General features: G+C 41.3%; 11 protein-coding genes. 9 read left to right on the top strand and 2 right to left on the bottom strand.

Translation table 11 applies throughout. The features are described from left to right. Positions 1-153 precede the first annotated feature (153 nt). Complete coding sequence (gene prmA / locus AXF23_RS04555) at positions 154-1,023, top strand: 50S ribosomal protein L11 methyltransferase (RefSeq protein WP_107624458.1); 870 nt, start codon at positions 154-156, stop codon at positions 1,021-1,023. Here prmA and AXF23_RS04550 read toward each other — a convergent pair. Together AXF23_RS04550 and AXF23_RS04545 are read right to left on the bottom strand one after the other, a co-directional pair. After that, complete coding sequence (locus AXF23_RS04550) at positions 947-1,765, bottom strand: glycoside hydrolase family 25 protein (RefSeq protein ID WP_233251324.1); 819 nt, start codon at positions 1,763-1,765, stop codon at positions 947-949. The genes prmA and AXF23_RS04550 overlap by 77 nt on opposite strands. Before the next feature lie 482 nt (positions 1,766-2,247). Beyond that, positions 2,248-3,891: a diphosphate--fructose-6-phosphate 1-phosphotransferase gene (locus tag AXF23_RS04545; RefSeq protein ID WP_009010591.1), complete on the bottom strand. Its 1,644-nt coding sequence runs from the start codon at positions 3,889-3,891 to the stop codon at positions 2,248-2,250. A gap of 202 nt (positions 3,892-4,093) precedes the next feature. Between AXF23_RS04545 and AXF23_RS04540 the strand changes: the two genes are divergently transcribed. The 8 genes from AXF23_RS04540 (at position 4,094) to AXF23_RS04505 (ending at position 13,943) form a co-directional block, all read left to right on the top strand. Then, positions 4,094-4,366: a hypothetical protein gene (locus AXF23_RS04540; protein ID WP_009010590.1), complete on the top strand. Its 273-nt coding sequence runs from the start codon at positions 4,094-4,096 to the stop codon at positions 4,364-4,366. Continuing rightward, a complete protein-coding gene (locus AXF23_RS04535) occupies positions 4,366-4,926 on the top strand; it encodes a 1-acyl-sn-glycerol-3-phosphate acyltransferase (protein ID WP_107624456.1) in 561 nt (186 codons plus the stop codon). The genes AXF23_RS04540 and AXF23_RS04535 overlap by 1 nt, the downstream gene beginning before the upstream one ends. Then, a complete protein-coding gene (locus AXF23_RS04530) occupies positions 4,926-7,514 on the top strand; it encodes a golvesin C-terminal-like domain-containing protein (protein ID WP_107624455.1) in 2,589 nt (862 codons plus the stop codon). Before AXF23_RS04535 ends, AXF23_RS04530 begins: the two co-directional genes overlap by 1 nt. A gap of 27 nt (positions 7,515-7,541) precedes the next feature. Continuing rightward, complete coding sequence (locus AXF23_RS04525) at positions 7,542-7,853, top strand: hypothetical protein (RefSeq protein ID WP_107624454.1); 312 nt, start codon at positions 7,542-7,544, stop codon at positions 7,851-7,853. A gap of 101 nt (positions 7,854-7,954) precedes the next feature. Continuing rightward, positions 7,955-10,084 (top strand): YgiQ family radical SAM protein, encoded by a 2,130-nt coding sequence (locus AXF23_RS04520; RefSeq protein ID WP_107624453.1) that lies wholly within the window; start codon positions 7,955-7,957, stop codon positions 10,082-10,084. 1,006 nt (positions 10,085-11,090) lie between these two features. After that, on the top strand, positions 11,091-11,627 hold the full coding sequence (locus tag AXF23_RS04515; protein ID WP_107624452.1) for a Panacea domain-containing protein: 537 nt from the start codon (positions 11,091-11,093) through the stop codon (positions 11,625-11,627). Next, the gene (locus AXF23_RS04510) at positions 11,614-12,114 is read left to right on the top strand and encodes a hypothetical protein (protein ID WP_107624451.1); all 501 of its coding nucleotides are present in this window, start codon (positions 11,614-11,616) and stop codon (positions 12,112-12,114) included. The genes AXF23_RS04515 and AXF23_RS04510 overlap by 14 nt, the downstream gene beginning before the upstream one ends. A 263-nt stretch (positions 12,115-12,377) precedes the next feature. After that, entirely contained in the window at positions 12,378-13,943 is a 1,566-nt protein-coding gene (locus AXF23_RS04505) for an acyl-CoA carboxylase subunit beta (RefSeq protein WP_107624450.1), read from the top strand. The last annotated feature ends 7 nt before the right edge of the window (positions 13,944-13,950 follow it).

Here is a 13,950-nt window from a genome sequence, read left to right as displayed (position 1 = left end):
CTAACTATTCTTTAACACCAATAATAATGTATGTACACTATTTCGATAGTGCAAAAATAAGACAACTTTACTTGCAAATATACGGATTTTCCCTAATCCATGGTAGGTTTTTCCCTATTTTTTATAATTTTGCAGTAGAAATTTAACACCAAGATGAAATATATACAAGTAAAGTTTACGGCAGAACCTGATTCTCAGGACGTAAGAGACATTATTGCAGCCCTTACAGGTGAAATAGGATTCGACTCCTTTACGGACGAGCCTGACGGACTCGTTGGCTACTGCCAAGAAGACCTTTTCAACGAAGATACACTCACTGAGACCCTACATAACCTACCTCTACCAGACGTAACAGTTACTTTTACGGCTAATCAAGCCGAGGATAAGAACTGGAATGAGGAATGGGAAAAAGCTGGCTTTGAGCCTATTATCATTGACAATCGCTGTGCTATTGTCTGTAAGAATATGGAAGAGGAAGCTATTGCGAACTATCCCCAGCTTGAGACTATCCCAATGAAAATACTTATTGACGCACAACAAGCATTTGGCACAGGTACACATGAGACGACACAGATGATTGTTTCCTTGTTACTAAACCAAGACCTGAAGGACAAGAGAGTTCTCGATTGTGGCTGCGGTACGGGTATCTTAGGTATTGTGGCCGCAAAGTGCGGTGCAAAGGAAGTTGTAAGCTATGACATTGATGAGTGGAGTATGCGCAATGCCGAGCATAATGCCGAACTAAATGGTGTAGAGTTAGATGTGCTTGAAGGCGACAAGCGAGTCCTCTCTCACGTGAGTGGAGTCTTTGATGTTATCTTAGCAAACATCAACCGTAATATTATCCTTGAAGACATAGACGAGTTTGTCAGTGTTATGACAACTGATTCAAAGATTATTCTGAGTGGATTTTATGAGCAGGACGCAGAAGCTATCCTTCAGAAAGCTAACGATCTCGGTCTGAAAGAGAGTCAACGTTTATTGAATCATGACTGGTGCTGCTTACTTCTTGAACGTCAGTAACATCTTCTTGTATAAGTAGTTGCTGCAAGTCATAGAAGCTACCATTGTAGATGTTTAAGTCTACGTATCCCTTAATACCTGGCAGTTTCCCAGCATCGGTATGCTGCCAGAATTTCCAATTCCCCTGATACTCCATCTGATGAACATAGTAGTGAGCTATCCAATAAGGGTAGTCATCAAAGCGAGAATCTGAGAGATATTGGTCCTTAAACTTATAATAGGTGTAGATGATAGGCTTCACATGATACCTATCTTCTACTATATGCAACCATGTAAGAATGTTCTGTTGGAACTCTTCCGTACTAATATTCTTTGGTTTGTGCTCAACATCAAGTACAGGAGGCAAATCTCCTGGCTCAAGATGAACCATAGCCAAGAAGAAATAAGCTTGTCTGCGCGCAGAAGAATTATTACTCCAGAAATGATAAGCGCCACGTATAAAGCCCGACTCCTTTGCATTATAGAAATTATCCCTAAACTTCATGTCAACATGACTGTCGCCCTCTGTTGACTTAATTATGATGAACCGTATGGGTAAACGGTCTATCATTGCATTCCTAAGACGGTTCCAATTAATCGTACCTTGATAACGACTCACATCAATACCATATATCGTGTAACCCTCAGGATAATCAGGGTCACCATAAATAGCACGCCATCTAAAACCAGTAGGTGCGACAAATAGGAAATAAAACAAGAAACTATATCCTGCAGCAAGACACAATCCTACAGCCCATCTCATCCAACCTGGCATCTGACTCCAGGTCTTTCTCAATGAATGAAGCACTTTGGAAATAAACATGTTCTTACTGATTGATAATTTAGAATTCTACTTTATCTTGCATTAGACGGTTACTTTCACAAATTCTTTTCATGAAAAAAAATATTTCTTGTCGTGAAGAAAAATATTTTTTATCGTGAAGAAAATTATTTCTTTTCATGAAAATAAATTAGTAAAGCAGCTGAATATGCTGAAAGAATACCGTTTCTTTTAATTTAATAAACAATGAGGAAGCCAACAATTAAGCATGGATTACAGTCGTAATCATACGATTGATGACTTGTATTAACACGATAATAATAGATTGAAAACCAAAGGTATGACTAAACCTTAATAACTAAACACTTGAAATAAGTGTATTGTATAAGAACAGACAATAGTAAAAAACAAAAGAAGAAACAGAGGACACAATTATCCCCTATTTCTCCTTTATGAATATACTATTACTTAGCCTGCTCTAATTCAAGCGTCTTAGTAGTCAAATCACATACTGAAGAAGGACCCCAGTACTGGATAGGACCTGGATAAACATAGCATGTTTCCTTAGCCCACTTATCACGCTGAGCAGCGAAAGTCTTGAATGGAGCGCCATCAAGCTCAACCAGTGCCTTACGGATAACAGGCTTCATTTCACCATTACGCCTCTCCATGTTCATCATCATAGTGATTGGCACACCACCAGCCTTCCACTGGTCAGCAGGTGCTGTGGTATTCTTAACGATAGCCATATAGCCCGTCTTACCATTAGCAATCAGCTGAGCTGCAGATGAGCCGAGTGCATAGCAGTAGTCTGCATCAAAGTTAGAAGGAGCTGCGCAACGTCCCTCATAACCAAAGAAATGGTGCTGAGCAGCAAACTTACCTGTGTATTTGCCTTCCTTCTTCCACTGATCAAGCTTCGCAGCAACCATCTCTGAGATAAGTTTCTCAGTCTCAATGAGAGACACCTGTACGTTTCCGTGTGGGTCACGGTCAAGAGAAAGCTGACGTGCTACACCTTCTGGGAGTGTTTCGAAAGTAGCCTTGTTCTCTGCAGAGAGATGCTCAAGGATATATACACGCTGTGCCTGCTTGTCAAGGTTCAAGTATTCTGCACCGTGAGCAGCCAACAAGTCATTCAATTCCTGGATTAGACGACCAATAGCAGGGACAAATTCAATAAGGCCCTCTGGGATTAATACAACACCAAAATTGTTTCCCTGTGCTGCACGATAAGCAACAACTTCAGCAATGTTCTCAACGATGTCGTTCAAAGTCTGGTCCTTTGCCTCAATCTCCTCAGAGATTAGACAGATGTTAGGTTGTGTCTGCAAAGCACACTCAAGCGCAATGTGAGAAGCAGAACGGCCCATCAACTTAATGAAGTGCCAGTACTTACGAGCAGAGTTACAGTCACGCTCGATGTTACCGATAAGCTCAGAATAAGTCTTCGTTGCTGTATCGAAACCGAAAGAAGTCTCAATCTGACTGTTCTTCAAGTCACCGTCGATAGTCTTAGGACAACCGATAACCTGTACGCCATACTGTTTAGCGGCATAGTACTCAGCCAATACGCAAGCATTGGTATTAGAGTCATCACCACCAATGATTACTACAGCCTTGATATCTAACTTACGAAGAATCTCAAGACCCTTCTCGAATTGATCCTCTTTCTCGAGCTTTGTTCTACCAGAACCAATCATATCGAAACCACCAGTGTTGCGATAAGCCTGAAGACTCTCGGCTGTTATTTCGATATAATTGTGGTCAACAAGACCGCCAGGACCCATGAGGAAACCATAAAGACGGTTCTCTGGGTTCAACTTCTTAACCTCATCAAAGAGACCAGAAATAACGTTGTGACCACCAGGAGCCTGACCACCAGAGAGGATAATACCAACGTTGATCTTTGCATTATTAGCTGAATCAGCTGGAACAAACTCAACGAGAGGCATTCCGTAGGTGTTAGGGAATAGCTTCTTGATATCTTCCTGATTGTCAACACTCTGTGTAGGAGCACCTTCCTGCACCTTTACTGCACCCTGAAGAGCCTTAGGCAACTTTGGCTGATAGCCTGCTCTTTCCTTCTGCAATGCGCTAATTTCCATGTGTTTAATTTAATGTTTGAAATATAATAATTCTTTGTTATATCCTTATCTACTCTGCAAAATTACTTTTTTTATCCGATAATAGAAAGGAAAAGACGCTAAATTAAAATTTTAACTCTATTTTTATGTAAGAAAGCCTTGCCTTTCTAATTTTTTACTTATCTTTGAACGATGAATATAAATATAGCTATTTAGGATTAATATGAGCAACAAAAGAGATTTAAAACGCACCATCAATTATATTTGTGGTGACTTGTTTACAGAGGGTATCGCAGCATCCCTCTATGGTGAAGAGCATGATAATGATAATACTGAGGCAATCCTCACGTCAATATTGGTAATGCATAGCAACTACATCAGACGCGTATCTCATGTAGAACCAGGCATGCCTGCCAAGGTTTACTTCAATGATTTGAAAGATAAGTTTAGTAAAGAAGTCAATGAGATAGTAGACCAACTCAATAACCTTGCATAATGTTACAGGCTATAGCTAAGTGGCTACTTTATAGTTTTATGGGGTGGAAGAAAGATGTTAGGTACACTTTACCTGACAAAGCTATTATTTGTCTTGCACCCCATACGAGTAATTATGATTTCCTTATAGGACAACTCTACGCAAGGTCCGAACAACAGAAAAGCAATTTCCTAATGAAGAAGGAATGGTTCTTTTGGCCGTTGGGTCCTATCTTCCGTAGGCTTGGTGGAATTGCTGTATGGCGAGACAAGCATACGAGTATGACCGACAGACTGGCCGAACATGCTATGAAGGCTGATAGTTTTCAACTATGTATTACGCCCGAGGGTACCAGGAGTCTGAACCCAGAATGGAAGAAAGGCTTTTATTATATAGCCTTAAAAGCGCAGTTGCCCATCCACCTTTACGGCTTAGATTACGAAAAGAAGCTAATTCAATGTTCGAAAGTAATCATACCATCAGGCAACATTGAGGAGGATATGAAGGAAATCAAATTGTATTTCAAAGACTTTAAGGGTAAACATCCAGAACTGTTTACGATAGGAGAATTAGACGGATAATGAAGATAAAATTGCTTTGTACTGCACTTCTTGCTATGTCATTTGCAACGACAAATGCACAAACAGGTAAGGCGTCATGGGGAAGAACGAATTATGAAGATGCACCTTGGGTTAAGAATGTATCCCGACCAAATGAGATAACAGATGGCTTACAGAACAGACACCTTTCTGTTTGGTCGTCTCATGGAAGATATTATGATGCTAAGAAAGGTGGATGGAGATGGCAAAGGCCTATCTTGTTTGGTACTACCGAGGATCTTTATACACAAACGATAGTTCTCCCTTATCTCATACCTATGCTTGAAAATGCAGGAGCAATTGTCTACTCTCCACGTGAAAGGAACTGGCAAAGGAATGAAATCATAGTTGATAATGACAATAGAGTCAACTATAAAGAGGAAAGTCTTAAGAAGAAATGGAGTAACACAAACGAGAAAGGCTTTGCACTTCACTATGGTAGTTATAACGATGGAGAGAACCCGTTTACTGCTGGTACGGCTCGACAGGTCAAGGCAAGAAAGCGTGATAGCAAGCTGAGTTCCGTTGTCTATCAACCTACTTTCCCCGAAACAGGACGTTATGCAGTATATGTAAGCTACCAGACACAGAAGAAGAGTGTGGAAGCAGCGGAGTATATTGTATTCCACCAAGGCCAAGAAACTCATTTCCACGTCAACCAGCGCATGGGTGGCGGCACATGGGTTTATCTTGGAACATTTGAGTTTGACAAAGGAAACAGTATCAACAACTCTGTTGTACTGACTAATCATAGTTCGCATAGAGGCATAGTAACTACTGACGCCGTACGCTTCGGTGGTGGTATGGGTAATATTGTTCGTGGAGGAACATTGAGTGGCTTACCTCGATTCCTTGAAGGAGCAAGATACTCAACACAATGGGCTGGTGCGCCTTGGAGTGTTGTCAGCAAGAGTAATGGCTCTAACGACTATAACGACGACATCAATTGTCGCTCACTGATGACGAATTGGTTGGCTGGAGGTTCATGTTATCTCCCTGACAAGAAAGATGGGAAGAAGGTGCCTATCGAGCTTGCCTTGGCTGTTCATAGCGATGCTGGATATAAAGCCGACAATAGTTTTGTGGGTACCTTAGGTATTTGTACAACCCAAGAAGGGAATAAGACATTAGGAGATGGCCTTTCACGTAAGGTTTCAAAAACACTTGCAGAACAGTTGGTTAGCAATGTTAAAAGAGATATAGACAATGCCTTCCATGTGAACTGGGCCACTCGTTCTGTGTGGGATCGCAACTATAGCGAGACTCGTCTGCCTGAAGTACCATCAGCCATACTTGAGACACTCTCACATCAGAACTTCCCTGACATAATGTTAGGGCAAGATCCTAATTTCAAATTCACACTTGCACGCTCGGTCTATAAGACTATCTTGAAGTATGAAGCTAACATGCACGGTAAGACCTATACCGTACAACCCCTTGCACCAAGTAATTTCAAGATTGAATACATATCCCCTAAGAAGATTAGACTACAATGGAAACCAACCTTCGATGCCAATGAGCCTACAGCAACTCCTACCTCTTACAACGTTTATGTTGCTATGGGAACAACCGGATTTGACAATGGTATGAACGTTCGTAACCCGTCTTTTGAGATAGAGCTACAACCTGGTTTAGTCTATAACTTTAAGGTAACGGCTTGTAATCGTGGTGGTGAGAGTTTCCCAACAGAGACCCTTTCTGCCTTACGTAACGATGGTGCAAGTCAGACAATACTTATTGTCAATGCCTTCCACCGCCTCTCTTCTCCTGCCGTGGTGAACACAAACGCAGAACAAGGGTTTGACCTTGAGGCCGACCCAGGCCTTAGCTATGGTCCTGTCGCTGGATGGGCAGGAAGACAAGCTAACTTTAACAAAGCTATGATTGGTAAGGAAGGACCTAACGCCTTAGGTTATGGAGGAGAGGAACTTGTTGGTAAGATTATAGCAGGAAACGACTTCAACTACGTAAGAGAACATGCAGAAGCATTACGTCATGCTGGTAGATACAACATTGTTAGTTGTAGTAGTAAAGCCGTTGAAAATGGTGAAATAAACCTTTCAAAATATGCTATGGTAGACTTACTCCTTGGCAATGAGAAAGATGATGGGCATAGTTTATTATATTATAAGACCTTCAAACCATCCCTTCGTCAACAACTTACAAAGTATCTCAATGGCCGTGGCAATCTCTTTGTCAGTGGTTCTTATCTTGCATCAGACATGCAAGGGACTGACGAACAAGACTGGTTGAGAAACAACCTCAAGATTACATTTGACAGTGCTAACCCTGATAATTATAACTCTATCGTCACGGGTATGGGTATGTCGTTCGATGTCTATCGAACTATCAACGAACAACATTATGGTGCTTACACGCCAGATAACATCCAACCTGCCGACAACGCCTTCAGTACATTGACTTATGCCGATGGCCATACAGCGGCTGTAGCCTATAAAGGAACCAACAACAGTGTGTTTACACTCGCCTTTCCTTTTGAATGTATCAAGGATGCTGCTACCCGCAATAGTATTATGAAGGGAATAGTTAACTTCTTGCTAAAGAAATAAATAGAATTATCTAAAAACGCAATTACTATGTATAAAATTCAAGCAAACGCTTCTGGCACACGAAGCATTGAGATAACAGACTGTCATCTTGAGACTATCAAGAAGTATTCACTCCTATCAGGACTGGTCAATTCCAATGGGATTATCGACGAAGACATCCTTGACAAACTTAAGTTTAACGTACGTGGTCTGCTTGAGTCAGAACCGGGTAAGGACAAAGACTTACTTGACTTATGTCTTGATGTCATCTATAATCAAAACATGAAGGGTATCGGACTGAAGAATCTTGTTGCTCTCTACAAAGAATGGAGTTCGTCTCATCAAGACACTGAAGAGTAGACGATGATGTCTATCTATCTGTGTTCAATACAATAACAAGCCCCTATGCGTAGGAGATAGTTTATCTCCTCTGAAAGTAAATCAATTAAAACAAACATCATTTGAGTTCACAAAAAGGAAATACAAGACCTGCTAAGCAGCATAAGAAAACAACACCAACTCAACAACAGAACAGAGAGCGTGTTGTTAAGAAAGAAGAGAAAGTATTAAAACCATCAAGATTTCAACTAACAGATTTCCTCCCTACCACTAAAAAAGAGGTGGAACTGCGTGGTTGGGACCAGTTAGATATTATCCTCTTCTCGGGTGATGCCTATATTGATCACCCTGCCTTTGGAGCAGCTGTCATAGGTAGAACACTTGAAGCAGCTGGCTATAAGGTGGCTATCGTACCACAACCCGACTGGCATGGAGACTTCCGTGACTTTAAGAAGTTAGGCCGGCCGCGTCTTTATTTCGGTATTTCGCCAGGCGCAATGGACTCGATGGTGAACAAATACACCGCTAATCGCCGTCTACGCTCCGAAGATGCCTACTCTCCTGATGGTAGACACGACTTGCGACCAGAGTATCCAAGTATAGTCTACTCTAATATTCTCCGACAGCTCTATCCCGATGTTCCTATCGTCTTAGGCGGCATTGAGGCTTCACTACGGCGTCTTACCCACTACGACTATTGGAAAGATTGCCTTCGTAAGTGTATTCTCTGCGATGCACATGCCGACATGATTATCTATGGTATGGGCGAGAAACAGGTGGTTAGCATTGCACAAGAGTTAGAGAATGGGGCTCATATCAAGGACTTAAAGCATATTCCACAGACTGTTTACCTCTGCAAAGAGGATGATATCCCAGGTGGGATTAAAGAGGATGACATCCTACTTCATTCGCATGAAGCATGTCTTCATAATAAGAAATATCAAGCGGAAAACTTCAAGCATATAGAAGAAGAGTCTAACAAGAAACACGCACAACGTATTCTGCAGGCTGTCGACAACGTCTATGCTGTCGTCAATCCGCCCTATCCTACGATGTCAACAGCAGAGGTAGATGCGGCTTACGACCTCCCATACACACGTGAACCACACCCAAAGTATCGTGGTAAGACAATCCCAGCATACGAGATGATTAAGCACAGTGTGAACATTCATCGTGGATGCTTTGGTGGTTGTTCGTTCTGTACTATCTCTGCTCATCAAGGTAAGTTTATTAGCTGCCGCTCAAAAGAGAGTATCTTGAAGGAGGTAAAACAGGTTGTTCAGATGCCTGACTTCAAAGGCTACCTCTCTGACCTTGGTGGTCCGTCAGCAAATATGTATGGTATGGCGGGCAAAAACCAGAAGGCGTGCGAACATTGCAAACGTCCAAGCTGCGTCAATCCAGAGATTTGTCCTAATCTCGAAACCGACCACACCAAACTACTTGAAATCTATCATGCTGTAGACGAGCTGCCAGAAATCAAGAAGAGCTTTATCGGTTCAGGTGTACGCTACGACTTACTGCTTCATAAGAGTAAGGATGAGAAGAGTAATGAAGCTGCCAGACAATATACGCGCGAACTGATAACACGCCATGTCAGCGGCCGTCTGAAGGTTGCACCAGAGCATACCTCTGATCGAGTACTGCACCTCATGCGAAAACCTTCTTTTCAACAGTTTTATGCGTTCAAAAGGATTTTCGACCGCATAAACCGTGAGGAGAATATGCGACAACAGATTATTCCTTATTTCATTTCCTCCCACCCTGGATGTCAAGAAGAGGATATGGCCGAGTTAGCAGTACTGACGAAGGATCTCGATTTCCACCTCGAGCAGGTGCAAGACTTCACCCCTACCCCTATGACTGTCTCCACGGAAGCATGGTACACAGGCTACGACCCCTATACGCTTGAACCTATCTTCTCAGCAAAAACACCAAAGGAGAAACTTGCTCAACGCCAATTCTTCTTCTGGTATAAGCCTGAAGCACGTCGTGACATTGAACGAGAACTTCATCGCATTGGGCGTAGTGACCTGATAGCCAAGCTCTATGATAATCCGTCAAAACAGCATCCACGTGCTGTCTACGACCCTAAGGCGATTGGAAGTACACCTGACGTCCCTAACAAGAAACGTAAAGGACGCGAAGAAAAGCCGACGGACAATCGCAGAAAATCGGCAAAACAAAATGATAAGCGACCCAAGAGTTTCAATCCAAACTTCTCTGGTAACCATCGTCGTAGACAAAAATAAGACATCTGAAGAAGGAGTTATGACCCATTAATCATAGCTCCTTTTTCAGCTTTTAATAATAGCAGAGACGAGATTTCACCGTCGAATAGTTTTTATAACATACCAAGTACTTTGAGTGAGGAAATACAGAAAGGACAATGAAAACTAACTCTACTTTGTTATGAAATAATATGACAAAACAAAAGATAACCAGTTCATAATCCTTCTCGAAGGTAAGCTCTCAACAAATTCATAACCGACTAATATCCAAAGAGATATAAACAGCGACAAAGAAGAGGCTTAGCTTGGCTCAAGAAGGGCGTTAGTAAGCCCCAAGAAGGGCGTCTTCAACAAGCAAGACAGGCCTTGTTTAGAAGTCAAAAGAGCATGTCTAATTTTCTTGCTCAGATTTTTTATTACAAAACAAAGAGATAAGTGAAGAATAAAGAGACCACAAGCAACTCCTTTTATCATCTAAGGTACGATGAGGAATGAGCATAAATGATATACTTTAGGTCTATTCAGAAAGTTTATAACTAACAGTTTGCCAGTGTGATGAGAGTTCCTTTTCGAACATCTGACTACAAAAGACATTCAAGGTAGCAGTCATTGACTATTGCACTGCACGAATCAGTCTTTCCCTGTAGGCAACCCGTGCTTTGGTTATTATGACCTCTGCTGACTTCTGACAACAAGCTTTACTCCGTTATGGTATAGCAAAAACATCATCTTCACCTGCGCCCGTGAGACCTCTTCAGATACACCCTTTCCTTTGGCTATGTAATTCCCGCTATCATGCTTACTCGTGATTTGAACCCGTTAGATAATGCTCATGCCGAGCGTATCAAAGAAAGAACATGCATTCTCGTCTGTCCTTACTTTAAACATACTGGTAAAGGCAAACATGATAAATTACTATTAAGAATGATTTATTATACTTGTGATATTATTTAGTTAGTTTAACAATATGGTAGTAGCACAGATACAAAATAATACGTATTTTTGCAATAAATAAAAGAAAAATAGTATGTGCGATATTAAGGACGTAGCCAGATACATTGGCTTATCTCTAATTAATAAAGGCTTATCAGTTAGTCCATTGAAGCTCCAAAAAGTACTTTATTATGTTCAATCATGGAATATGGTAATCTTTGGTCGGGACAAAACATTGTTTCCTCAAGCTCCACAAGCTTGGGTTAATGGTCCTGTATATCCAGAGATTTATTATGAATACAAAGATAAGGTACCGAATATGTGTGATCATTTAGATGCAACAGATTTTGGTACTGATAGTGCTCATATCGATAAAACTCTTCAAGAACTGGCAGAGAAACTATCGTTCTCAAAAGACCAAATAGAGTTATTAGATTCAATATTCATGTTGTATGGCTCGAAATCGCAGAATGATCTTATATTTTTAACTCATTCTGAAAAGCCATGGGTAGAAGCTCGTGGTAGTCTTAACCCTTTTCAACGTTCAGAAAAGAGTATTAGTCTAGATACAATGTATAGTTTTTATAAAGATAGATACGATAGAAATCGGAAGCACCATGAAGCTCAATGAATGTGATATTGATATACAACCTGAAGAGTTAGAAACAATCAACAAACCTGATTCTTTTAAAAATAAGATTCGTACTGATGATGTTCGTCTATCAAAAGATTTACCAATAGTCATTAAGTATGATTATATTGATTTGGGTAAAACTGATTATCATTTTCATCAAGATTTTACTTTGAGTGATACACAAGCATATTTCTCTAAGATGAAAGAGATATCATCTAACACTATAAACAATCTAGAGAAAAAAGCAAAGGAACATCACTTCTATCGTTCACCATTCACAGGGAAGGTAAGAGAGAATATTCTAAAAATTATGCCTAATGTAGATGAGAGCATTATTATCTATCACTTTGGGCTATATGAATGTGATAGCAGAGAAGCAAGAAGAGAAACTGGGGAAAGGTCTCCTAGAATTTACTTTGTGTTAGGCAATTATGGCTTTATCTATATCTTATTTTTTGATCCTTTCCATGAATTAAATCCTTAAATAAATACCAGTGAGTCTGTCTAAAATTAAATCAACACATGACAAGATTATTTCTTACCTTATGTCGATAATAAAAAAGAGCTATACAATACCTTAACAATATTTAAAGAGGTGAAGATAACTATCTCACCCTTTTTTAGTAATTTTGCATTTGATTCTGTAAGAAGGGCTCTTAATTACATAAGTGAAAGTAGCAGAGGAGCCTACTGACAAGACGAATAGATAATAATAAGAAGCTATAAATAAGAAAATAAATTCAAATTATGAGTAAGCAAACAGAAAAGATCAAGGCACTCGTGGAGAAGCGCGAGTTAGCACGCTTAGGTGGTGGTCAGAAGGCCATCGACAAGCAGCACGAGCGCGGAAAGTATACTGCACGTGAGCGTATTGAAATGCTGGTTGACAAAGGCAGCTTCGAGGAATATGATATGTTCAAACTCCATCGTTGTCATAACTTCGGTATGGAGAAAAAGCAGTATCTCGGTGACGGTGTTGTAGCTGGTTCTGCAACTATCGATGGTCGCCTCGTTTACCTCTATGCGCAAGATTTCACTGTGAATGGTGGTTCGCTTTCTGAAACAATGGCGCAGAAGATCTGCAAGGTAATGGATATGGCTATGACCAACGGTGCACCTGTCATCTGTATGAACGACTCTGGTGGCGCACGTATTCAGGAGGGTATCTCTGCTTTGGCAGGCTATGGTGAAATCTTCGAGCGTAACATTCTCGCTTCTGGTGTAATCCCACAGATTTCAAGCATCCTTGGTCCTTGTGCCGGTGGTGCGGTTTACTCTCCAGCACTGACCGACTTCATCATCATGAAGGAGCAGACAAGTTACATGTTCTTGACTGGTCCTAAGGTTGTAAAGACTGTTACCGGTGAGGATATCGACGCAGAACACCTTGGTGGTGCAAGCGTTCACGCTTCAAAGAGTGGTGTAACAAGCTTCACAGCTAAGACTGAGGAAGAGGCAATGGACCTTATCAAGAAGCTCCTCTCTTACATTCCTTCAAACAACCGTGAGGAAGCTCCACGTGTTGAGTGTACCGACCCTATCGACCGTAAGGATGACCTCTTAAACGAGATTATACCAGACGATCCAAACCAGGCATACGATATGTACAAGGTAATTCAGGCCGTTACCGACAATGGAGAGTTCTTCGAGGTTCAGCCAAAGTTTGCTAAGAACATCATCACAGGCTTTGCACGCTTCAATGGTCAGAGTGTTGGTATCGTTGCTAACCAGCCATCAGCATACGCAGGAGTATTGGATACCAATGCAAGCCGTAAGGGTGCGCGCTTCGTTCGTTTCTGTGATGCATTCAACATTCCTATTGTTTCACTCGTTGACGTACCAGGTTTCTTGCCAGGAACAGGTCAGGAGTATAACGCTGTAATCCTCCACGGTGCACAGTTACTTTATGCTTACGGTGAGGCTACAGTCCCAAAGATTACAATCACATTGCGCAAGAGCTATGGTGGTTCACATATCGTTATGGGTTGTAAGCAGCTTCGTTCTGACCTTAACTTTGCTTGGCCAAGTGCTGAGATTGCCGTTATGGGTGCATCTGGTGCTGTGGCAGTACTCTGTGGTAGAGAAGCTAAGGAAGTTAAGGAGCAGGGTGGCGACGTTAAGCAGTTCCTTGCAGAGAAGGAAGAGGAGTACTCAGAGAAATTTGCTAATCCATATCAGGCTGCTCAGTTCGGCTACATCGACGATGTTATCGAACCACGCAACACTCGTTTCCGCATCTGCCGTGGCTTGGCTCAGTTGGCTCATAAGAAGCAAGACTTACCAGCTAAGAAGCATGGATGTATGCCAATGTAATAAAGGA

It is taken from the genome of Prevotella sp. oral taxon 313, from assembly GCF_003043935.1.
GTDB classification, from domain to species: Bacteria; Bacteroidota; Bacteroidia; order Bacteroidales; family Bacteroidaceae; genus Prevotella; species Prevotella jejuni.
This window is presented reverse-complemented; position numbering and strand designations above follow the sequence as displayed.

Coding starts and splice junctions, on each gene's coding strand:
- AXF23_RS04510 (WP_107624451.1), top strand. CDS start 11,614: ATGAAGCTCAATGAATGTGATATTGATATACAACCTGAAGAGTTAGAA.
- prmA (WP_107624458.1), top strand. CDS start 154: ATGAAATATATACAAGTAAAGTTTACGGCAGAACCTGATTCTCAGGAC.
- AXF23_RS04515 (WP_107624452.1), top strand. CDS start 11,091: ATGTGCGATATTAAGGACGTAGCCAGATACATTGGCTTATCTCTAATT.
- AXF23_RS04540 (WP_009010590.1), top strand. CDS start 4,094: ATGAGCAACAAAAGAGATTTAAAACGCACCATCAATTATATTTGTGGT.
- AXF23_RS04525 (WP_107624454.1), top strand. CDS start 7,542: ATGTATAAAATTCAAGCAAACGCTTCTGGCACACGAAGCATTGAGATA.
- AXF23_RS04545 (WP_009010591.1), bottom strand. CDS start 3,891: ATGGAAATTAGCGCATTGCAGAAGGAAAGAGCAGGCTATCAGCCAAAG.
- AXF23_RS04535 (WP_107624456.1), top strand. CDS start 4,366: ATGTTACAGGCTATAGCTAAGTGGCTACTTTATAGTTTTATGGGGTGG.
- AXF23_RS04550 (WP_233251324.1), bottom strand. CDS start 1,765: ATGAGATGGGCTGTAGGATTGTGTCTTGCTGCAGGATATAGTTTCTTG.
- AXF23_RS04505 (WP_107624450.1), top strand. CDS start 12,378: ATGAGTAAGCAAACAGAAAAGATCAAGGCACTCGTGGAGAAGCGCGAG.
- AXF23_RS04530 (WP_107624455.1), top strand. CDS start 4,926: ATGAAGATAAAATTGCTTTGTACTGCACTTCTTGCTATGTCATTTGCA.